This is a genomic window from Brevibacillus sp. MER 51, from assembly GCF_023714195.1.
Lineage (GTDB): Bacteria > Bacillota > Bacilli > Brevibacillales > Brevibacillaceae > Brevibacillus.
Genome location: NZ_JAMAUS010000004.1, coordinates 430,224 through 450,767, shown reverse-complemented (window position 1 = coordinate 450,767; position 20,544 = coordinate 430,224). Strand labels below are relative to the sequence as shown.

20 protein-coding genes are annotated in these 20,544 nt (G+C 47.7%); 6 read left to right on the top strand and 14 right to left on the bottom strand.

Annotated features, from left to right (window positions below; all coding sequences use genetic code 11):
- Positions 1-137 precede the first annotated feature (137 nt).
- From codY to M3630_RS11795, 5 genes are all read right to left on the bottom strand, one after another.
- Entirely contained in the window at positions 138-914 is a 777-nt protein-coding gene (gene codY / locus M3630_RS11815) for a GTP-sensing pleiotropic transcriptional regulator CodY (protein WP_016742124.1), read from the bottom strand.
- Between the two features lie 216 nt (positions 915-1,130).
- Positions 1,131-1,907: a sporulation protein gene (locus M3630_RS11810; RefSeq protein ID WP_173612367.1), complete on the bottom strand. Its 777-nt coding sequence runs from the start codon at positions 1,905-1,907 to the stop codon at positions 1,131-1,133.
- 56 nt (positions 1,908-1,963) lie between these two features.
- Positions 1,964-2,509 carry a sporulation membrane protein YtrI gene (locus M3630_RS11805; RefSeq protein WP_007720889.1) on the bottom strand — a complete coding sequence of 182 codons (546 nt, stop codon included), beginning with the start codon at positions 2,507-2,509 and terminating at the stop codon, positions 1,964-1,966.
- The gene (locus M3630_RS11800) at positions 2,506-2,817 is read right to left on the bottom strand and encodes a YtrH family sporulation protein (protein ID WP_007720892.1); all 312 of its coding nucleotides are present in this window, start codon (positions 2,815-2,817) and stop codon (positions 2,506-2,508) included. The genes M3630_RS11805 and M3630_RS11800 overlap by 4 nt, the downstream gene beginning before the upstream one ends.
- A gap of 132 nt (positions 2,818-2,949) precedes the next feature.
- Complete coding sequence (locus M3630_RS11795) at positions 2,950-3,177, bottom strand: hypothetical protein (RefSeq protein WP_173612368.1); 228 nt, start codon at positions 3,175-3,177, stop codon at positions 2,950-2,952.
- Positions 3,178-3,502: 325 nt separating this feature from the next.
- On the opposite strand from M3630_RS11795, the gene M3630_RS11790 reads away from it, so the two are divergent.
- The 3 genes from M3630_RS11790 to M3630_RS11780 are packed head-to-tail and all read left to right on the top strand — an operon-like array spanning position 3,503 to position 5,052.
- Positions 3,503-4,750: an MFS transporter gene (locus M3630_RS11790; protein WP_251252216.1), complete on the top strand. Its 1,248-nt coding sequence runs from the start codon at positions 3,503-3,505 to the stop codon at positions 4,748-4,750.
- Complete coding sequence (locus M3630_RS11785) at positions 4,747-4,899, top strand: hypothetical protein (protein WP_173612370.1); 153 nt, start codon at positions 4,747-4,749, stop codon at positions 4,897-4,899. Before M3630_RS11790 ends, M3630_RS11785 begins: the two co-directional genes overlap by 4 nt.
- Positions 4,900-4,914: 15 nt before the next feature.
- Entirely contained in the window at positions 4,915-5,052 is a 138-nt protein-coding gene (locus tag M3630_RS11780; RefSeq protein WP_251252215.1) for a hypothetical protein, read from the top strand.
- 71 nt (positions 5,053-5,123) lie between these two features.
- On the opposite strand, the gene M3630_RS11775 is transcribed toward M3630_RS11780, so the two are convergent.
- Together M3630_RS11775 and M3630_RS11770 are read right to left on the bottom strand one after the other, a co-directional pair.
- Complete coding sequence (locus tag M3630_RS11775) at positions 5,124-5,639, bottom strand: hypothetical protein (protein ID WP_251252214.1); 516 nt, start codon at positions 5,637-5,639, stop codon at positions 5,124-5,126.
- Positions 5,640-5,681: 42 nt separating this feature from the next.
- Positions 5,682-6,761 (bottom strand): M42 family metallopeptidase, encoded by a 1,080-nt coding sequence (locus M3630_RS11770; RefSeq protein ID WP_251252213.1) that lies wholly within the window; start codon positions 6,759-6,761, stop codon positions 5,682-5,684.
- A 153-nt stretch (positions 6,762-6,914) separates the two neighbouring features.
- Between M3630_RS11770 and M3630_RS11765 the strand changes: the two genes are divergently transcribed.
- Positions 6,915-7,754 carry a GNAT family N-acetyltransferase gene (locus tag M3630_RS11765; protein WP_251252212.1) on the top strand — a complete coding sequence of 280 codons (840 nt, stop codon included), beginning with the start codon at positions 6,915-6,917 and terminating at the stop codon, positions 7,752-7,754.
- A 78-nt stretch (positions 7,755-7,832) separates the two neighbouring features.
- Positions 7,833-9,134: a BaiN/RdsA family NAD(P)/FAD-dependent oxidoreductase gene (locus tag M3630_RS11760; RefSeq protein WP_251252211.1), complete on the top strand. Its 1,302-nt coding sequence runs from the start codon at positions 7,833-7,835 to the stop codon at positions 9,132-9,134.
- 238 nt (positions 9,135-9,372) lie between these two features.
- Here the strand turns inward: M3630_RS11760 and M3630_RS11755 are convergent, their stop codons facing one another.
- The 7 genes from M3630_RS11755 to M3630_RS11725 form a co-directional block, all read right to left on the bottom strand.
- Positions 9,373-9,582: a hypothetical protein gene (locus M3630_RS11755; RefSeq protein WP_173612375.1), complete on the bottom strand. Its 210-nt coding sequence runs from the start codon at positions 9,580-9,582 to the stop codon at positions 9,373-9,375.
- Positions 9,579-12,020, bottom strand: coding sequence for a septation ring formation regulator EzrA (locus M3630_RS11750; protein ID WP_251252210.1), 2,442 nt, complete (start codon positions 12,018-12,020; stop codon positions 9,579-9,581). Before M3630_RS11750 ends, M3630_RS11755 begins: the two co-directional genes overlap by 4 nt.
- A gap of 47 nt (positions 12,021-12,067) precedes the next feature.
- A complete protein-coding gene (gene refZ / locus M3630_RS11745) occupies positions 12,068-12,670 on the bottom strand; it encodes a forespore capture DNA-binding protein RefZ (protein WP_173612377.1) in 603 nt (200 codons plus the stop codon).
- 256 nt (positions 12,671-12,926) lie between these two features.
- Complete coding sequence (locus M3630_RS11740; protein ID WP_173612378.1) at positions 12,927-13,835, bottom strand: hypothetical protein; 909 nt, start codon at positions 13,833-13,835, stop codon at positions 12,927-12,929.
- A gap of 128 nt (positions 13,836-13,963) precedes the next feature.
- Positions 13,964-14,962, bottom strand: coding sequence for an MBL fold metallo-hydrolase (locus tag M3630_RS11735; protein ID WP_251252209.1), 999 nt, complete (start codon positions 14,960-14,962; stop codon positions 13,964-13,966).
- A 66-nt stretch (positions 14,963-15,028) separates the two neighbouring features.
- Entirely contained in the window at positions 15,029-17,269 is a 2,241-nt protein-coding gene (locus M3630_RS11730; protein ID WP_285860494.1) for a sensor domain-containing diguanylate cyclase, read from the bottom strand.
- 38 nt (positions 17,270-17,307) lie between these two features.
- Positions 17,308-17,889 (bottom strand): histidine phosphatase family protein, encoded by a 582-nt coding sequence (locus M3630_RS11725; protein WP_251252207.1) that lies wholly within the window; start codon positions 17,887-17,889, stop codon positions 17,308-17,310.
- Between the two features lie 230 nt (positions 17,890-18,119).
- Here M3630_RS11725 and M3630_RS11720 point away from each other — a divergent pair, with 230 nt between their 5' ends.
- Positions 18,120-20,405: a YcdB/YcdC domain-containing protein gene (locus tag M3630_RS11720; protein ID WP_251252206.1), complete on the top strand. Its 2,286-nt coding sequence runs from the start codon at positions 18,120-18,122 to the stop codon at positions 20,403-20,405.
- Positions 20,406-20,544: the final 139 nt, after the last annotated feature.

Genomic DNA, 20,544 nt, shown 5'->3' with positions numbered 1-20,544 from the left:
TTGTGGACATTATAAAGGGAAGAAAATCATTTATTCAATCGCTAAATTATGAACGTTTTATCGTTTCTGCTATACTCGTTGATTCATAAACAAAAGCCCTCCCCGTACAGGGAGAGCTTCTGTGTTGTTCGTGCAAATTATGAGGTTTTCCATTTCGCCAATTCAGAAGGGAATTTGTCATTCAGCACTTTGATATAGGTACCCTTCATTCCTAACGAACGGGATTCCAGTACACCCGCGCTTGCCAACTTGCGAAGAGCGTTCACGATGACAGATCGTGTCAGACCTGCTTGATCTGCAAGCTGACTAGCTACTAGCAAACCTTCGCGTGCATCCAATTGCTCCATAATTTTTTCAATCGCGATCTGTTCGCTGTAGGACAACGAAGAGAGTGCGATTTTGGCAAATGTTTTGTCACGGACTTCATTTTCAATCTGTTCTGTGCGCTGACGAACGATTTTCATACCGATTACGGTAGCACCGATCTCGCCCAAAATCAGATCTTCTGTTTCAAACTGACCGTAAGCACGCAGCAAGACGAGTGTGCCAAGACGGCTTCCCCCTGCATTGATAGGAACAATCGTCGTCATCATTTGCGGGAAGATTGAATTCAACTCTTTTGGAACCAGGCTGTACGGGCTGGTAACCGGCTCGTTGGCCAAGGTTTGTGACACTTCCAGCAGCTTCTGATGTACACCTTCCTGCAGTTGCGTGGATGAACGACCCTCTTCTTGCAGGGAGATCTCCTGATTCATTCCACTTCCCAGGATCGAACCATCTGCGGTAATGATGTAAACATTTGCAGAAATCACTTCAGATAAAAGCCTTGCGAGATCTTGGAAACCTACTCCGCTGCCACCCATTGTTTTTTGAAGCATCACATTAATTTTTCTCGTTTTTTCTAACAAATTCATAATAATATCCTCCTCTGGATTCTTCATGCTCACAGTATTGTCAGAAAAATCCAGCCCTATACATGCAAATCAAAAAAGTAGAAAGAGGATTGTGTACAGGAATGGGGGTAGAAGCCTCGACTATCGTAGACGTTGGCGATGATTAAAACCTCCAAAAAGAAAAAAGGCTGACAGAGTGGTTATTTTCACTCCGTCAGGCCTTTTTTGAATCACACTCTAGCGAAGCTGCTGCTTAATGAGCGCTTCTATCGCTTCGGCAATGACATGCGTATGTTTGTTCACGTCTGCATTCGTTAAGCGGAAACGAATATAGCGTTCATCGAGATTAAACGCTTCTTCAAATGCTCCCATAAAGCCGCGCGCACGTTTGTCCAGTTCCAATAAAACTTCCAATTCGCCATCACGAAGGAAGAAGACTACTTCGAGCTCCTCCAATTGGCTGCGATATGGCCCTGTTGGACGGAATTCAAATTCCTGTACAAACGGATGGTTGCGACCAAGGTGGCGATTGTATTCGCAGTCTACCTTATACAGCTGGAATCCGATCTGTTGAACAGCATCCAACACTTTGGTCATTAACGGATGTGGGCGAACCTCGATGAAATCGGAATCCCCTGGGTCAATCGCATTTTTAATATCGAGACCTGTCCGCAAGTAAACGGGTTGACGCCCCATTGTCAATGGCGTCTCATAAGGCAATTGAAAAGCGAATGGCAGAACGGTTTCTTCTTTCGGTTTCAATTGTACCCGCTCAGACAAACGATATTTGACAAGTGTGCATTCTTCCTTCGTCTTGTTATCGTTGATTTCTCTTTCATAGTGTGTAACGACATACATGTAGATTTCGTCGATTTCCTGGGCCACATCTCCTCCCTTGATATGGACTTCACCTCTGACCATATCGCCGGGAATGAGTGAATCCTGCTCAAGACGTGCATCTACTTGGGCAGAGCCAATACCTACACTAGCCAACAATTTTTTGAACATGGACATGCGTTCGCCTCTCCTTTATACCGACCCAGACCTACATGATCCGGCTATCAGATATTCTATATAGAAATATACGGCGGAAGAAATAGAAAGTTTCGCGCAATCTTTTGCCAAACATCATCGGGTATAACGTCCGCTGTCACGAACACATGCAGCGTTCTACTAATCACAACCGTTTTGATTCGTACCTCCACGGTCGTTCGATCTGACAAAATATATTCGCGGCGTCGCAGCATTTCATGCAAGACCTGATGGACCTCTGCAACCTGTTCAACCTTCTTCCCTTTTAACGAAGCGAGATCCTTTTCCACGCGATCGACTACTTGAACCACAATGGTGGCATGAAGCGGCTGCTTCTGATCGGCAGTGAGAACAGAGGCGCGTACGTCTTCGATAACGGTCTCTTGCTTTTTGCGATAGACCCGCTGATTTTGCTTCAGCTCCAGATTTTCCTCGTACAGTTTTTTGTTTTGCAGTTCCAAGCTTTTTTTGATCAGCATCATCTGCTCCATCTCGCGTCCGTATGTAAATAAAATCACGGTTCCGCCCAACACGCACCCCATGAGCAAAAGAGCGAGGTAACGTTTCCAAAGAATCACCTTCATGAGCGCACCTGTACCAGCCAATGCACGCAAATCGTTCCGATATGGGCACCCAAGAATGCAACGACGATCATAACAAGCTGTTTAAAGACCGGAGTCAAATTTCCCATCAGTATTTTTTCGATCTGCAAAAACGAATCAAATGTTCCGCCCAATGCCCCAACCAATCCCCATATTTTGAGCTGGTCAGCCAATTGGGCCATCGATAACAGGGGAGGCTTTTCCGTAAGAAATGCGCCCACCCCACCTGAAAGAGCGCCGCCGACCACAATGCCATAAGCCACAAAAAACGTCAAAATGACTTGTGCCATGATGTGCTTCATCCTTTCTTCGAACAAGCAGCATATGCTTATCCCTACGCTCGTCATCCCGGTTTTATAACAGGACTTGACAGCGTTCCAAATAAAAAGCGGCATGCTATATTGGGCAGCATGCCGGATCAATCAGCGTTGGTTCCTTCTCCATTTCTTCAATTTCTTTTCAATGCTAGGCGAGTTCATGATCATGAGATCCGTAAACAGGTTAACCATTTTCGGATTGCGCAGCATCTGGTTAAAAACCTCTGGATTTTGCTTGAACCACTGCTCATTGGCACGAATCCATTTCTTGAAAGCGTCGTTTGTTTTGTAATAGTGATTCAATTGCCGAACCGGTCGACGATATCCACTCATCTTAATCTATCCCTTCGTCAAAAAATATAACGAGGAGAAAAACGATCACGATGATCCAGATGATTACTTCGAAACCTTCCTCGTTGAAGAAACCAAATCCTCTCACGTCAGATCCCCCCTTCATCCTGCCGCGCTCCTCGCACCATTCCATACGCCCATGGTACCTTTCCCTATAGGTATATGTCGTTCCACGCTTGTTGGATTGGACGCTTGCCTGCCTTCATATTAATTTTGTGTGCTGGCCTACTTTGTTGTGAAAAACGACGCATAGGGACAATCCTTTTCCACTCATACTAGAGAGGACTGAAGCAAAGAGGAGACGAACATGACAGCCTCTACTGGATCTCTGTTACGCAACAAGTCTTACTTGTTGTTACTGCTAGTCGTCTTTTTCATGCACATGGCCTCTTACCTGGTCATTCCCGTCTTCCCAGTCTTTTTGCAAAAGGTACGGGTTCTTTCACTCTCCCAAGTCGGCATCATTTTGGCAGCGGGAAGCATCACATACCAAATCGGAAGCTTGGCAGGCGGCTTGATGTCAGATCGCTGGGGCAAACGCTCTATCCTAGCCTTGGGGGCATTCCTTCAGGGATGTGCCATGGCAGGCTATCACTTCAGCCATTCCTATGGTTTCTTCTTGTTATTTTCCGCTGTCAACGGCTTGGGTCTTGGCCTGCTCGCTCCTACCATTAAAGCCATGATCGCAGATGAAGTGGATGAGAGCCAAAGAACTGCTGCCTTCTCGTGGAGAGGGATACTCGCTCACAGCGGGATTATTGTCGCAGGCTTGATCATTACATGGATGACTGCGGGCGGGAAACAGCCGTTTCTCGTGGCTGCCTCTGTATACGGAGCACTTGCTTTCTTTTCTCGCTTCATCCTTCCCGATGATCGCTGTGTCGGAACAGATTGCAAGCAAACGCCAATCAAGGAGTATCGTCACATCTTGACCCATCGCAGCTTTCTGCTTTTTTCCCTGATCTCGCTCTTGATCTGGTCGCTTTACGCTCAATTCGCCATGATCCTGCCGCTGCGGGGAGAACATGTCCTGCATTCGGCTACGATGATTGGTCTCATTTGGACGATCAACTCGCTCAGTGTCGTCGTCTTGCAAGGGTTGATTTCACGTTTTGTACTACAGCGCATCAATCCGTACTTGTCCGTCACAATGGGAACGATCTTGTTAGGTGCAGGGCTAACACTCATGGGATGGGCAAACCACTTCCTCACACTGTGCGGGGCTGCGATTCTTTTCATTTTGGGCGAGATGCTGTTTATGCCGATGCTGGACAGTCTCGTCACCCATTTCGCAAAAGAAGAATGGCTGGGGGCGTACTTTGGCTTTTCCAATTTCGTCTCTGGTCTTGGGACAGCTCTTGGGACGGGTTTGGGTGGAGCAATGGTTGAAAAGCTAGGGGGAGTCGGCAGCATCAATCCGTGGATTGGCTATGGAGTGATTACACTGTTTTTGGCGGCTATTCTTGGTCTGTTTGCCCTATACGCCATTCCTCGCCACAAAAATGCTGTACTTGACTCCCCCTCAAAAACTCCCAGAAAGGAAGGGGCCACATGAACGTAGAGGAAAACGCACAGCATCAACTCGAAAAGCAGATGGAAGTGCTTCGGCGAGTGCCGCTCACCTCCCTGTTCATCCAACTGGAGGACCATGTATCCTCCCGTATTCGCCAAAAAACAAATTCGCCTTGGCAGCCATGGCTCTAAGAAAGGGGTAGTTACATGACCAAGCAAAACAAGGATTCCTCTGTAGAGCAAAATCGACCAGACGAACGCAATCGTCAGCCCAAAAACGTTCAAAACGATGCGCCGGGCTATGGAGACAAAAAACTGGAGGGGCCAAATCGTCCTTCCACCTAACCCTTAGGTAATCAATGAAAAAAGTCATTTTGCGCCTTCATGCAAGGGCAAAATGACTTTTTTCGTTTCCTTTACGCAATCGGTACGAGCTTGTACGGCAAAGAAAATTCTTCTAATCTGTCCAAAAATGCTTGGCGGGACTTTTCATCAGGCGTAATGAGTTGGAGATAGCGTGTGAAGTAAAACACGATGCGATCTTCTTTGCCCTCCTTCAAGCGATAGTGTGACAGCTGTGCGATGTCCGTCAGGTTGTAGAAGTATTCATAGTGCTCCTGTGTAAAAGGCGCATGAAAGATCCGGCTGACAACTACACCATTGCTCTGATTTTCCCTCATGTTCTCTTTTGTTGCCCCAAGAAAACGAAGCAGTTCACCGGCACGCTTCGCCCCGACCTTTTCCACCAGTAGGCTGTCGTTGTATTCCACTTCCAGATCGGTCAATCTGTTGGAAACGGCTGCAAGCATTGCCATCAACACCTTGCGCACTGCCAGATTCTCCGTAGCAAATTGATTGTCAAACACATTAAACTCAAAGGACGTAGCTTCGCCCTGACGCCGTGTATACAGTATGATCGCGTTCAAAAGCATTCCTCCGCTTTCTACTCACTCAATGATATTCTCCGTACCAATTTATCTAGGCAAAATAGATTCCCACGTCGCACGATCCAGCTTGCGAATGACACTGAACAAGAGACGCTTGGCTGCCTCGTAATCCTCACGATCAATGATCGATGCATGGCTGTGAATGTAACGGGACGGAATTCCAATAACGGCAGACGGTACTCCCTTGCCATGGTACTGAACGACACCTGCATCCGTCCCGCCTTTTGCTACATAAATCTGGTATGGAATGTTCTCTTCTTCGCACGTGGAGATAAGAAGCTCACGCAATCCTACCGGCATGACGTACATCGGATCGTAGATGCGCATCAACAGTCCACCGCCGAGCTTGCCGCCATCATCTTTTACCCCTGGTATGTCTGTGGCTGGACTCGCATCCAATGCCAGGAACAAATCCGGATCAATGGACGCAGCGGCAGTTTTCGCGCCGCGCTGCCCGGTCAATTCTTCCTGTACAGTAGCCCCGACGTAGACGATATTCGGATGATTTGGGTTTTCATGCAGCTCTTTTGCGAGCTCCACTGCCAAACTGCAACCATAGCGATTATCCCATGCTTTAGCCATGATGCGGCGCGGATTGGCCATGACCTGCAACGGGCAAACTGGTACGATTTGCTGACCAGCCCGTACTCCTGCCTGTTCGGCTTCCTCTCGTGAATCCACGCCGATATCAATGTACATGTTGCGTACATCCATCGGGCGATTACGCTGATCGTCGCTCAAGACATGCGGCGGGATCGAGCTGATTACGCCTTCGACTGGTCCATTGTCCGTAATAATATGTACACGTTGCGCGAGCAGGACCTGCCCCCACCAGCCTCCCAGCGTCTGAAATGAAATAAATCCTTTATCTGAAATTCGGGTGACCATGAAGCCGACTTCGTCCATGTGACCCGCTACCATAATTTTGGGACCGTTCTCGTCACCACGCATAACGCCAAAAATACTGCCCAGATTGTCGTACATGAGTTCACTCGTATAGCTGTTTATGTATTCCCGCATAATCTCGCGTACCGGACCTTCGAAGCCAGGCGCTCCTGGTGCCTGCGTCAAACGGTTCCACAGTTCAGCTTGAAATTTATTTTCCATCGCCAAAAATCCTCCTCGACCCTAGTTTCATGCCAGTTAACCTTCTCTATTATCTGCGAGAGAGAATTCAGACGCAACTACCTCCAAGCAGGAATGCAAGATCTTGTCCCGAATGAAGAAAAAACACGAATCGTTTTGAGGGGGAAAAAGCAGATGGCAATCACATTGCGAAAGTTGACCGAATTCAGTGAAATTGAGCAATTAGAAGGAATGGAAGGAAAAATATGGGACCCTTCTAGTGCTATTCCTCACCATATGACACTCACGATGCAAAAGTTTGGCGGTCTGTTTTTAGGGGCATTCGATGGCGAGGAAATGATCGGCTTCTTGTACAGCTTCCCGGGCTTTACCAACGGAGAACCCCATCTTTGTTCGCACATGCTCGGCTTTTTGCCAGAGTATCGCAAGCAAGGGCTAGGTGTTCAAATGAAATGGCTGCAAAAGGAAGAAGCGGCAGCTGCAGGCTATTCCAAAATTACATGGACGTACGACCCGCTTGAGACGGTAAACGGCGTTCTGAACATCGCCAAGCTCGGCGGAATCGTTCGAACCTATTTGCCAAACTGCTACGGAGAGCTCGATGACGACTTTAATCGAGGACTGCCGACAGACCGTTTCCTCGTGGAATGGATGATCGGAAGCGATCGTGTGAAATCCCGTCAGGCAGGAAAGAACCTTACTCCCTCTTTAGAACAGGCGCCAGACCTGTTGCGTCTGGAAATCAAGAATGGTATTCCATATCCTGTCGAAATCGACTTGTCACGCGAAGAGCCTATCGTGCTGCTGCCTGTCCCTGCCTTCTTCCAGGATGTTAAACGAGCTGATATGACCGTCGCTTCCATGTGGCGAGAGATGACCCGCGAATTGTTTACGGCCTATTTTGCCAAAGGTTATGTCGTTACGAATATCATCCGAGATGAATCCACCGTTCGTTACGTCTTAGAAAAGCAGCCGTTGACTGATATTTTAGGTGTCTCATCCTCTCTATCCTAGCTAGAATTGCGCGCCGGGTGCGCAGGTTGTGGTAAAATGGTGGTTGCCCAACCCTACACAACAAAGGACGAGAATGAAATGAATCGATCACAATACAAGTATGACGTTATCATCATCGGCGGCGGCCCCTCTGGGCTGATGTCTGCTATTGCTGCTTCTGGCCAAGGAGCAAGAGTTTGTCTCGTGGAAAAAGGCTCAAAGCTCGGACGCAAGCTCATCATATCTGGCGGCGGACGTTGCAATGTAACCAATGCGAAGGAACAAGATGAATTGATCAAACAAATGCCGGGAAATGGCCGCTTCATGTACAGTGCTCTCACCCAATTCGGCAACCGAGAGATTATCCAGTTTTTTGAGGAGTTGGGGGTCTCGTTAAAAGAAGAGGATCGCGGTCGCATGTTTCCGGTCACAGATAAAGCCGTGACAGTCGCCCAAGCGTTGATTGATTTGTTGAAGCAAAGAGGTGCCAGTATTCATTTAAATGCCCCTGTAAAAGAAGTGCTCTATTCGGAAGGCAGAGTCGGTGGCATCATGCTCCAGTCTGGTGAAAAAATTACCGCGCCTTGTGTGATTATTGCCGTTGGGGGTTGTTCTGTACCACAGACGGGATCTACAGGCGATGGCTATGCTTGGGCGAAAGCAGCCGGGCATACAATCACAGAACTGTATCCTACTGAAGTACCGCTTACAGCCAATGACTCTTTTATTCGCGATAAATCGATCCAGGGTCTGTCGCTGCGTGACATCACGATGACGTTGTACGCGCCCAATGGGAAAAAGATCAATACACAGGAAGGCGACATGATCTTCACTCATTTCGGAATATCAGGCCCCGCCTCTCTGCGCATGGGACATTATGTCTCTGTGTCGCAACGAAAATACGGAGCGGTTCCTCTATCTCTGACGATCGATCTCATGCCTGACAAAACAGCCGAGGAAATCATGTCGGAAAGCTGGCAACTGATCGAGGAACAGCCAAAAAAGGCAGTAAAAAATGCAATCAAAGGCTTCCTGCCTGAACGGATTATCCCACTCTTGCTTGCCATGGCAGGAATTTCGGATGAAACGACCTACAGCCATATGAAGAAACAGGAGTGGAGCAAGTTCACGAGCTTGATCAAAGCTTTTCCACTTACCATTACGGGGACGCTCTCTCTCGAGGAAGCGTTCATTACAGGTGGCGGTGTGAGTGTAAAAGAGATCGATCCACGTACGATGAGATCCAAACTCATGGATGGGTTATATTTTGCTGGAGAGGTCATGGACGTCCACGCCCATACCGGCGGCTACAACATCACCATCGCCTTTTCGTCTGGCCATTCTGCAGGTACGCATAGTGCGCAGGAAGCATTTGAATTTTTTTACGAGAATGACGTTTAGGTTATGAAGGATTGGGGAAACTATGAATCAGGTTCTCTTTTCATGAAAAGAGAAATCAGCACATTACTCCCCCCTAGTTGTAATGTGCTGGTTTAACAGACCTTACTCCCTTTATCTTCCTAGATGGGGCATCGCCTGCGTGAGCGATGCTTCTTTTTTTTGCCCACCAAAAAGCACCGGCTACAAAAGACGGCAAGTCCATCTTTTCATAGCAGGTGCTTTATCATTGATTATCGGTTTATCCAACAAGGCGGAACAAATACGCAAATCCAGCGAGCAAAAAGCCTAGGCCCAACAGAAAGAACGTATTGGCACGCTGCTTGACGCGCCTTTCGTCTCCCTGAAAATAAGCGTTCATCCGCGATTGCCAACGTTTTGTCCGCGGCTGCACCATGACGAGAATGCCAACTGCCAGTAAGAAGAGAGGAAAGACCATCATCTGGCTCATCCCTTTTTCTTACGACGGAGAAGCCAACCGTTGTCATCTTCGGTTGGTGCGCCTTCGATTACCAGACGTGCCTCCTCCGCAAGCTGGTAGGCTTCTGCGAAAGCCAGTTGTCGAAATGATATCTCTGCCTTCGTCAACAAATCATTGACCTGGCGATTTTGGCGACGATAACGGTTTGTATACTGAATGGCACCCTCTGCCATCTGACAAGTTGTGATAATCCGTTCTGCCATCCGCTCTGTTTCGCCGACCAAATCACTCGCGTCCTGGATCAACATGGCCACCTCTTCCAGATCATAGCGGTACTGTTCCATGATCGTTTGCACGCGGCCCAACGTTTGCACGACTTCTTCAAACATGTATTTCAATTGATCCGGAATGCCCGGCAAGTAGCTGCGCTTGATTTGCTGACGGAGTCGGACTAATGTGTTAGAAATTCGCTCCAGTTCATCCAGCGCATCGTCTTCCGTTTCGATGACCAAATACGCTTGCTCTTCTTCTTCCGGAATCATCTCTTCCTGTTCAGGCTGACTCTTCGGCATGACCAGTTCATACTCTTCTTCTTCGTACACAGGCTCCTCCGCTTTGGCTGCTGGAGCTGGCTTTTGTGCTTTTTTATTGAAAAGCTGAGGAATTGCTTGCAACAACACGGAACGTTCAGCTTCACTCAGCTCAGAGGATTTTCCTCGAACCGCTTGCTCTTCTTCCACTTTCGTCTGCTGGAAAGGCGTCGGTTTTACAGGATCTTCTTGCGCGGTCTCGCTAGCCAGAGTCGGCTCAGGTGTACGAATCTCCGGCTCCACAGGCGCGGATGTCGCAACTACTTGCTGTAGGGAATCATCCTGTTCCGCCTCTCCTACCTCTGCTCTCTTTTCTTCCTGCACAAATTCTTTTTCATCCTTACCTTGATTCACTTCTGCTTGTGGTTCCGATTCAACTTCTGCATACACCGTCGCTGCCGCTTCATCACGAGCAAGAACACCATCTTCTATCGCTTGGTACGTCGCATCAATGAGCACTTCGAACGCTTTGACATGGGTCAACACCATTTCCAGGCTTCCCTCTTCCAAAGCGCTCTTCGCAGACATGACCAATTGCTTTGCCTGCAAAAGAGCATTGTCAAAGGAATCCTGCTTTAATTGAAAGCCGTCACGAACGGCCTGCTCAATTCCTTCCTCCAGATGCTTGAATTCTTCCGGCAATTCCTTTTTCACGCGTTGCACAAGCTTTGGAATGAGCTCCATCGCTTGTCCTACCTGCTCCAAGACTTGCTGAGCTTTTTGTGTGGTTTCGTAGGCGGCAATGTCATCCCCTGCCGCCCGCGCTGTTTTCACGAGTTTTCGCATCGTGTCTACTTCATCCAGCGATGCTTTCAATTCATGGAAAGACAATCCGTACTCCAGGCGCAAATCGGACAAGCGTCGTTCCATCTGTTCTACTTGTTTTCCGATCTCAGGAACAACAACCTTGTTTTCTTGCTTGGTAACGGCCACTTTGGAAGTGTCAGTTTTCAGCTCATCAAGCTCTTCTTCAATTTTTGAAATGGCCTCTCTCGCCTCATTCAGCATGCCAAGTGCCAATGTAAAACGGAAACGATCGCAAGCCTCTTCTGCATCGAGAATCATCATTTCCACATCTGGGATGCGAATGCGCAGCAGATTTTCTTTTTTGTCAGCCAAGTGGTGGTAACGTACTTCTGTCATGCCGCTGGAACGGCGAAGCGGTTTTTCTACCTCAATAACATTGATCTTCTCAACGAGCTCTTCCTTCCAATCCTCTACATCGTCTACTTGGGCAAAAATAGCACGACGTCTGATCATTGCGTAAATCAAACCGATCGATAGCCCAGCAAATACCGCACCAACCAGATAGATCCACCAGGGAATCCCTCCGAGTGTGCTACTGCTTTCGTTCTCTCCCGCTTTACTAGCGTCGGTCGCATCCGGTTTTGCTGTTGCTTGCTTGCTTTCAATACGGCTAAGCTCCCTGTTTACTTCCGCGATTACAGTTTGTATACCGGTCAAATACTGCTTTTGTGTGCGGAATGCGTCATAAAAAGACGCGATCTTTTCATGCAGCATTGCCATCGTGGCACCTTTTTCCTGCAAAGAAGGACCGGCATAAATCCCCAGCTGTTCGGTGTTCATGTCAAGTACGATCATCAGTGCATCATCGGCCAAATTGTAATTGTCAAACAGCTTTTGCGCGTAAATATCTGGAGATTCAGCTTCCGGTGCAGTGCTTTCCACTACCACGACTTTGTAGCTGCCGGGTATCCCGTTCAAAGAATTTGCAAAGGCCGTTCTGTCTTCTTTTTTCAAATAGTTGTCAGCGTCCTGAACAACTTCGTCTTTTTTATCTGGAAACGGCGTTGCATAAGCCGGATTCGTATATAACAACATGCCTGCCAAACAGAGCATGAATAGTTTTCGTTTCACTTGTCATACATCCCCTTACTAGAATCATTCATTGGGAGAGGCCACGCCTAAGCGGGCAGCAAAGAACCTCGCAGATAACACATAATCGAGGTTTGCAGCCATTGGACGAAATCCTCGGAAGATGGCTCCAGATCATAGACCTGGCGAACCATTTGTGGTTGCAAAAATGGATATATCATCTGGCTCGTCATAGCCAGTACTGTACGATCAATAGAGACGGGCAAAAACTCACCCGAGACGACACCGCCCTCGATCACACGCGAAAGCCCGTGCTTCCATCGGCTCATATACAGTGTCATCACTTCGCGTGCAAGCATGGATTCTACGCTCAGCTCACGGTGAATCAAACGTGTGATAGGCGCATGCTCACATTGAAATTGCAAATACAGCTGCACAACTTGTTCCAATCGTTGATAGGCAGGGATGTTTTCCTGCTCGTTTTCCAGTTCTTCCAAAAGGCGAAACAACGTCTCAAAGTAGGAAGCAATCAGCGTCTCCAGGACTCCTTGCTTCCCTTCAAAGTGATAGGAAATCAGCGCGGAATTTACTTGAGCAACAGAGGCAATTTGTCTTACGGAGGTTCCTTTGTAGCCATGAACATCAAAAAGCTTCGCTGCTGCGGATAAAATACGCATTTTCGTCTGATCCATCAGGCATCTTTCCCATTGTACAGATTATTCGACGAAAAAAGATAGTCTTGTTGTAAGTTCGACAATGTTTTCCATGATTCCTTCTCACAATGCTGATTCCATCGAAAAAAACCGCTACCGCATAGATTTTCTTCCACATAAGAAGTACGTAAAAAGTATCGAGTACGTTACCTTATCTTTTTAATTTTCCCTGACAGAAAAAAGACGCTCCTGTCTGTTTTGCAAGAGGAACGTCTCACTTGATTACTCTTACTTCCTATTTGCTTTTTTCCGTTGGAGCTATAATGGGGGCTACCGTTCCATATTGCTGCAAATACGTTTCTACTTGCGTATGCTCTTTTACACGCTGATCGTTCAAATCGTACGAAGATCGGATTGACATCGTCATGTTCGTGGGGAGCATCGTTTTTTTATTGTAATGAATCGTGTACTCTGCCTCCACTTCCATCTGGTTCACGAGCTCGTTTACGTCCACCTTCTTCTTGGACTGAATCGTGGGTCCGGAATGATGGGCAGGCGTTCCTCTCCAATTGCCTTCCGAGAGTGACATCGCTATCTTTAGCTTCGGTATGTAGGGTTTTTCTCGCCCTGCTATCGATTGGACTTTTGCTCCCGACTTTGTTTGTTCTTGCATTTGGGTAACAAGCCAGCTCTTTAGTTTGGCAGAATCCAATACCACTCCGATCGCCTCAAAATCGTCTTTTGGATTGTCATCAGGCAACATCCGGACGTTTCGTTTCATATCGTCGATTTGCTGAAACGAAGCGATGGGGTTCCAGTTGTTCATTTCTTGATGCAGGGCCGGACTATCTCCTGCAACATGGTTCCAGCCTTCGTTTTGTCCATCCTTGGTGTACAGCTTGTCCCCTTGGCTGAGCAAGGATAGGTTGTCCACTCTGTTTTCCTCTGGTACGGAGAGCTTCACGTTCATGTAAACAGCCTCTCCGTCTTTTCTTCCCGAAAAGTTAACCATGTTCGCATTGGCACTGTTCGCCGTCAACAGCTTGGTTTGGCCGTAGAACGCATACGATTTTTGTGCATCGAACTTGTCTCGTACCTGCTCAAACGTTGTATTCGCATCCTGCTTCACTCTCATTTGGTTACAGCCACCCACAGCAACTGTACACGCTAGAGCCATCACGCAAATGGGCCAATACTTCTGCATCGATGCTACCCTCCCTCGGTTACCCTTGGGTCAGCCTCATGTGAGGTCCCAGGGTAATAGTCCCTTTTAGCGTTTCCGGGGAGGAATAGGCTTATTCTACTTGCAAGCCTCTCTTGCGCGATCAGGTTTTACAGGTGGTAATACAAGACTCGATCCTGCTCTCTCACTTCAATCTGATGGAGAATCATCAACAAATCGATGTGCCCCAATGTCTCGGATAGCGTTAATGGCAATTCTTTTTGGTACAAGCCCGGAAATAAGAGAGCATTCAGTTCAAAAGCTGTCTTTTCTCCATTTGCAAGAAGCCTGCGGAGCATGTCTGTTCTCTCCCAGTTCTTTTGCAGACGAGTGAGTATGAGCTCTCGATGATTGTCAACCGGTTCACCGTGTCCACTCAGGACTTGTTCGATCTCCATGTCCGCACACATTTGCAGCGCTGTGCGGTATTGGATCAAAGTCAGTGGTCTTGTACTCGTACGATTCCGGGGTGGTTCAATAAACGCATTGGATGAAATGCGCTTGATGATATGGTCTCCACCAATCATGACTTGATCCTTTGCCCGATACAACGACAGATGGCTTTGGCTGTGTCCCGGCGTATACAGTACTTGCCAGTCCTCCAGGTACGGCACCTTTTGCTCATGCTTCAGATGAAAGTCAATCTGGCTTGGCGCAGAAAACGTCTTCATCAGCTTGTGAAATTTCGAGATAATGACCATCATTTTTTCTGGCACACCGCTCTGGATGTACAGCTCTTCGAAAAACTGATCATGAAAAGTCATAAACTGCTCATCCTGCTGTACATAAGGTGTTGCCTGCGGATGGGCAAATGTCTTCGCTCCCGATCGCTCCCGTACTTTTTCTAACTGCCCGCAATGATCCACATGATGATGCGTCAGTATGACTTGATCGATCTCTTGCACGCTTACCCCAACCGATTCTAAGCCTTCTGTTAAGGCCACCCACGCAGCGTCGGTCAATGGGCCCACATCAACTAAGGTCAAGCGCTCCCCTTTTAGCAAGTAAACGTTTACTGCCCCCACATCAAAAGGCGTAGGTATTTCCAGACAATAAATATCAGGTGCTACTTGCATCGCGATCCTTTGCTTGCCATCATTTGTTGTCATTTTTTATCTACCTCTCAAGTTTTTTGCCTTTTTTTCCGAAAAGAGAAAAGAGCCATTGTTTTGGCTCTAGGCGAGAACAACTTGATTTCTACCTGAATTTTTGGCTTCATACAAAGCTATATCTGCTTGATGGAACAGCGCTTCTACACTCAGGTTTACATCCATCTCCCTGCTCCATTTCGCTAGTCCGCAGGAGATCGTGACCTGTGGAGACGTCTCCTGCTCGACGCATTCCCGTATGCGCTCTGCCACGGAATGTGCGGTGTTTTTGTCCACACGCGGCAAATAAACAGCGAGTTCCTCTCCGCCCCATCTTGCCGCGATATCACTGTCTCGAATGCTATGTCGAATCAGATTGGAGACCTGAATCAGTACCTCGTCCCCTACCTGATGACCAAACGTATCATTCACGTTCTTAAAATAATCAATATCGATCAAGATCAACGAGCCATAGTTGTCTTTTTGTAATGATCCTCTTACTCGTTCATTCAAATGTCTTCTCGTGTACAGACCTGTCAAATTATCCGTAATGACCATTCGTTCCATTTCATTATGCAGGACCGCGTTGGTCATTGCCAAGCTCGCGTGCTGGCCAAAGATTTCGAGGAGTTTGTAGTCGTCAAAACTAAAAAAATGATAACGGGAATCTGCGACTAAAAGGACTCCACTAATCTCACCCTCGACAACGAGTGGAACCCCCATGAAGGAACAGCACGAAAAGAGCGAAAAAGGAAGCGGTCCTGCCCCTGGCTGAGCCAGCAACAATGCCTGCTTGTTTTGCAAGATTTGCTGAAATGGCTTTTCATTAGAATTGATAGCCTGGCCATTGAATGCTGGTATGGAGGAAGAGAGCACATCGAAGCAATCTTCTCCTGGCGTTTTTCGCAAAATAGCACAAAACTCCGCATCAAAAGTAGCCCGCATCATGGTCGTAACAAAATCGAGAATTTCCTTTAAATCAAGACTTCTGTTCAACTGGCGTGCCATCTCATTAATCAAACGCAATTCTCGAATTAAATTGCGCGATTGCTGATAGAGCTGTGCGTTTTCAAACGCAGTGCCAGCAGTATCCGCCAAGATCGAGATGTAATCCTTTTCATGCTGATTCAAGGTGATTCGCTGATCGGATGTCACTTGCAAAACTCCGTAGATGCCTTGCTTGCCCAAGAGCGGCGCTGCGATCACCGTCACCTGTTGCTCCCCTTCTCCCACTTCTTCGGCAATGAGACGTCCTTCCAAATAGGCCTTGGTACTGGTCGACGGCTCTACTTCTTGAAAAGATAGCTGTTTGACCGGGGTGGTTGCATTGGGTTCAACCGTCAGGAAAAGCTCTGCTGACAAGTACGGATAAAGGCTGGGAATGCTCGTCACGATTTCATGCAAAACATCATTCACATCAATCGATGCCTGAATCTTAGACATCAACTGATACAACAAGTCTTTTTTGCTCGCTTCACGACGCAGGTCGTCCGACATGATCGAACGCCAAAGCGCAACGCTTGCCTTCGCGCCTACTTCCTGCAAAAAAGCTACATCCCGTTCATCGTACACGCAATCTGTTTCTTCGGGTGGCAGATGCAAAAACAATGCGTAGAGCGGCGTTTGGTTCAAGGAGACAGGCACGACGACAAGCCTGTGGTCATCCAAAATAGATGGCATGATTGGCGCCGTACCGAATCTCGAAACCAGTTGGGCAATGTGGGTTTGTCCACCTTCGGCCACTTGCGTTGTTACGCTCTCCTGTGGAATCAATGTGGCATTGTCCGCGAGCTTAACGGCCGAACAATAGCCTTTTTGGATAATGTCACTAATCTGACCCGTCAAGCTTTGCAACAGCTCTTTGGCCGTATCATGCAGCGTCAAATCCATGACAATCTGGCTGGTCACGTGTTGAATATAAGCATCATATCCCATGCGAATCAACGGCTCTAGCCCGCGCATGTAGGATGACAAATCGAAGTGGATCTGGTCTGTGGGCGCTATTATGCCAATGACAGCTCGAACCCTTCCATCTTCTTCACACAAAGGAAAGGCTCCACACACCTTGTTCGTTTCACTTCTCGTTTTGACTACGATCTCTTTGGAAGAAAGTGCCTCTACAACAATATCAAAGACTTTACCAATCGATACATCGTGTTGCAGGGTAAGCCCTTGAGAATTCCGAGATGGACCAACCTGCATTTCCATGAAGTTGATTACGCGGCCCCCGGAATCTGTCAAGAAAAGGATGCCTGGGCGCTTTTCCGGCCAAGATTGTAAGATAAAATGGGCCGTGTAGGAAAAGACCGTCTCTAACTTCCCCAACATTTTACTTGACACGAGAAACTCCCTCTCTCAGCATTTTCTCAAGCTTTCAAATGGTCTGTATCATTAACGGATAGAACTTCCCACCTGCGATCTACATACCGAAATATCGTAATACCGGTATTATCGATACGTGTAATCCCTGTTCCTTGTTCTCCTACCGTCACATAATGCAAGAAACTATTAATGAGACCGCCATGCGAGACAACGACAATCGCCTCACCTGGATGACTTCCTGCTATTTCTGTCATGGCAGCTACCGCTCGACGCTGCATGTCTTCGAATGTCTCGATTCCACAGGAGGCCTCATCCTGATTCTCAAATCGCTCACGTATTTCTTCATAGGTGAGCCCCTCCCACTCCCCATAGCAGCGCTCTCGCAAGGTTGGCCGCGTTGAAACAGAGGATTGGAAGCTATCAGCAATCTTGGCAGCCGTATCGCGCGCGCGACTAAGATCACTCGAATAAAAAGCGTGAATCGTCTCGCCTTGGAACCTGTCTGCTACTTGCTCGGCCTGGCGTACCCCGAGCTCGTTCAATGCGATGTCACTGTGGCCTTGTATACGGCGAACCTGATTCCACTCCGTCTCTCCATGACGAATGAGATACATGATGGTTTCCAAAACGATTTATCTCCTTACCGTTCTGTATTCTTATGGATAGTATTTCTTATTATATAAGATGCATGTTCACAATTCTAGATTGATAAAAAAACATTTGGTACAAAATTCCTATATTTCATTCCTTTCTGCAAATACCGGGAGCTTTTTTTCATGGATTTGAACTGAAACGAACTTTTACTTCCCCTCGTCAGAGGTGATAAGAAGAATATGACATCGTTGGAGGGGTTCCTATGAAACCGTGGATCATTCGGTCTAGCTCATTTGTTCTATCTGCCAGTCTGTTGCTGCCTGTCGCACAAGCGCATGCACAATCACCTCATGTGAGTACCAATAATATGGCGACTACTGTGTCACAAGCAGACTCCGTGGCACAAGCCAAAGCAAAGCTCTCCAAGGAAGCTGCCTTGGCACTCGCTACAAAAATAGTGCCTACCGCCGGGATGACAGTGCAAGATGTATCATTTCGTTCAGCGGATAGCTGGCGCCCATTTCCTGAATGGTCGTTTAGTTGGGTGAAGAAAAATCCGGAAAACGGCAAAGTCCTTCTATCATATAGCGTCAGTATCCACGCCAATACAGGCGAGCTGACTTCCTATTCGCGTCATGAGCAGGGAGCATCCTCGCTTCCCTATGCAAAGCGAATTTCCTACACGGAGGCGCAAGAGCAGGCGAAGCGTTTTTTGGAGAAAAACAATGCAGGAAAAGCAGCGGAAACAAGACTATATACTCGCGACATGCCAGAGCCAAAAACTCCGCTGAACGCAGAAGTTTACTATAATTTCCGTTTTGTTCGTGACGTGGATGGCATTCTCTTTCCCGACAACGGCGCAGAAATCACCGTAGATGCTTCCGGTACTGTGACCAACTATTCTCTGTCGTGGAACGACGTGACTTTCGAGGATACGGATACGAAAATCTCAGAGGACGAAGCCGAGAAACTGTTTAAAGAACAAGCGAATCCAAAACCAGTTTACCTGCTGCCATGGGAGCGAATGGAGACGCAAAACAACAAGCCATCCCTAGGTTATATGAATCCCTTCACCTTTTATATTGATGCGGAGACTGGCAAAGCAATGACACAATCGTTGACCTCGTATCAAGCACCGAAAGATCCTGAGCCTGTAAGCAGCAAAGTCCTTCCTGCACGCCGCAGCGGACAACCACTCTCCCAAGAGGAAGCTGTACAATGGGCATTGAAAACATTGAATTTGTCCAACTACGAGCTTCGTTCTGCCAATTACAATGAAAAAGACTTCCGTGGCAATCGCCCTGTCTGGGATCTCGAATTCGGCGAAAAAGGCAATAGCGAAGACGGATTTGCGTATGTCTCCGTGGATGCTGTAACCGGCGACATCTACCGATTGAACAAGGACTTCCGCGGCCATAAAGAAAAAACAACCGCTACTAAAAAACCAGATATGGAAAAATTCAAGGCAAAAGCGATGGAAGCGATTCGCGAACTGGCTCCAACCATGGCCCACCAGCTTTACTGGACAGAACGTATTGAGGAAGAAAATCAACCCGTTGTTGATTCCGAGCGGACGCAGATCCGATTTGAGCGTTTTATCAATGGAATTGCTGCAGCTAGCGGCTCTGCCCATTTCACGTTTGACATAGAAACAGGCGAGCTGCTGAATTACAGCGCTGATTTGGGCAACGAAACATACCCGACACAAGTTCCCAAGCACCTGCCTGCTGCCGAAGCGAGCGAGAAGTGGTGGACTGAGACAAAAGCAGAGGAAGTATACGCCCTCGTCCCTCTTACTCCTGAGGATGCCAAACGCGCAAAAGAGCAGCCTTCCTACACACCGAAGCGAACCGCCAAGATCGTTTATCGGGCGACCATTACGCCATTTGAGCAGCCGTATTACCTTGACGCTGTAACAGGCGAGTGGAGCTCCACCTCTACTGGCAAAACGATTGCACTGCATCGTCCGGCTCCTGCCGATTTGGAAGGACATCCAGCAGAGAAGGAACTTTTGCTGATGTATGAATACGACGCACTCACACTTGAAAACGGCAATATTATGCCGCAAAAACCGATCACACGTGGCGAAATGATTGAGATGCTCATGATCAGTCTCAACCAAGGCAGAAACTATCCACAGTACTCTCTGGAACGCAAGGCCACCTATAGCGATGTGGCAAATGGCTCGCGCTTCTTCTCAGCCGTGGAAGGTGCTGTTGATCGCGGACTTCTCGATAAAAATACTTCCAAGCTGAACCCAAATGAGACGATTACACGTGAAGAGCTCGCAGATATGATTGTTCGTGCACTCGGCTACAAAAAACTGACGGACTTCCCTGGCATGTTTCAGTCCGGGCTCTCAGACATTGCCAATTCGAAGTACCGCGGTTCGATCATTATCGCGACTACACTCGGTATTGTGCCGACCGATAAGCAGAAGTTCCAGCCGCAGAGCCTCGTCCCTCGTGCCGATGCAGCCATTACCTTTACCCGTTTCCTCGAAAAACGGGATAATCCAGACGGTCCGGTTACTTTGTTGCGAAAATAAAACCCAAAAAGCGCCATCCATCCCACTTCTTGCGGCGGATGGCGCGCTTCTTTTCCCTTGACTTTACTATAACGCGCCTAGTATTATTGAATGTATGTGTACAGGGTAGCATTGATTGTAGGTAAAAACGGAAGGATGT

Coding starts and splice junctions, on each gene's coding strand:
- codY (WP_016742124.1), bottom strand. CDS start 914: ATGAATTTGTTAGAAAAAACGAGAAAAATTAATGTGATGCTTCAAAAA.
- M3630_RS11810 (WP_173612367.1), bottom strand. CDS start 1,907: ATGTCCATGTTCAAAAAATTGTTGGCTAGTGTAGGTATTGGCTCTGCC.
- M3630_RS11805 (WP_007720889.1), bottom strand. CDS start 2,509: ATGAAGGTGATTCTTTGGAAACGTTACCTCGCTCTTTTGCTCATGGGG.
- M3630_RS11800 (WP_007720892.1), bottom strand. CDS start 2,817: ATGGCACAAGTCATTTTGACGTTTTTTGTGGCTTATGGCATTGTGGTC.
- M3630_RS11795 (WP_173612368.1), bottom strand. CDS start 3,177: ATGAGTGGATATCGTCGACCGGTTCGGCAATTGAATCACTATTACAAA.
- M3630_RS11790 (WP_251252216.1), top strand. CDS start 3,503: ATGACAGCCTCTACTGGATCTCTGTTACGCAACAAGTCTTACTTGTTG.
- M3630_RS11785 (WP_173612370.1), top strand. CDS start 4,747: ATGAACGTAGAGGAAAACGCACAGCATCAACTCGAAAAGCAGATGGAA.
- M3630_RS11780 (WP_251252215.1), top strand. CDS start 4,915: ATGACCAAGCAAAACAAGGATTCCTCTGTAGAGCAAAATCGACCAGAC.
- M3630_RS11775 (WP_251252214.1), bottom strand. CDS start 5,639: ATGCTTTTGAACGCGATCATACTGTATACACGGCGTCAGGGCGAAGCT.
- M3630_RS11770 (WP_251252213.1), bottom strand. CDS start 6,761: ATGGAAAATAAATTTCAAGCTGAACTGTGGAACCGTTTGACGCAGGCA.
- M3630_RS11765 (WP_251252212.1), top strand. CDS start 6,915: ATGGCAATCACATTGCGAAAGTTGACCGAATTCAGTGAAATTGAGCAA.
- M3630_RS11760 (WP_251252211.1), top strand. CDS start 7,833: ATGAATCGATCACAATACAAGTATGACGTTATCATCATCGGCGGCGGC.
- M3630_RS11755 (WP_173612375.1), bottom strand. CDS start 9,582: ATGAGCCAGATGATGGTCTTTCCTCTCTTCTTACTGGCAGTTGGCATT.
- refZ (WP_173612377.1), bottom strand. CDS start 12,670: ATGGATCAGACGAAAATGCGTATTTTATCCGCAGCAGCGAAGCTTTTT.
- M3630_RS11740 (WP_173612378.1), bottom strand. CDS start 13,835: ATGCAGAAGTATTGGCCCATTTGCGTGATGGCTCTAGCGTGTACAGTT.
- M3630_RS11735 (WP_251252209.1), bottom strand. CDS start 14,962: ATGACAACAAATGATGGCAAGCAAAGGATCGCGATGCAAGTAGCACCT.
- M3630_RS11730 (WP_285860494.1), bottom strand. CDS start 17,269: ATGTTGGGGAAGTTAGAGACGGTCTTTTCCTACACGGCCCATTTTATC.
- M3630_RS11720 (WP_251252206.1), top strand. CDS start 18,120: ATGAAACCGTGGATCATTCGGTCTAGCTCATTTGTTCTATCTGCCAGT.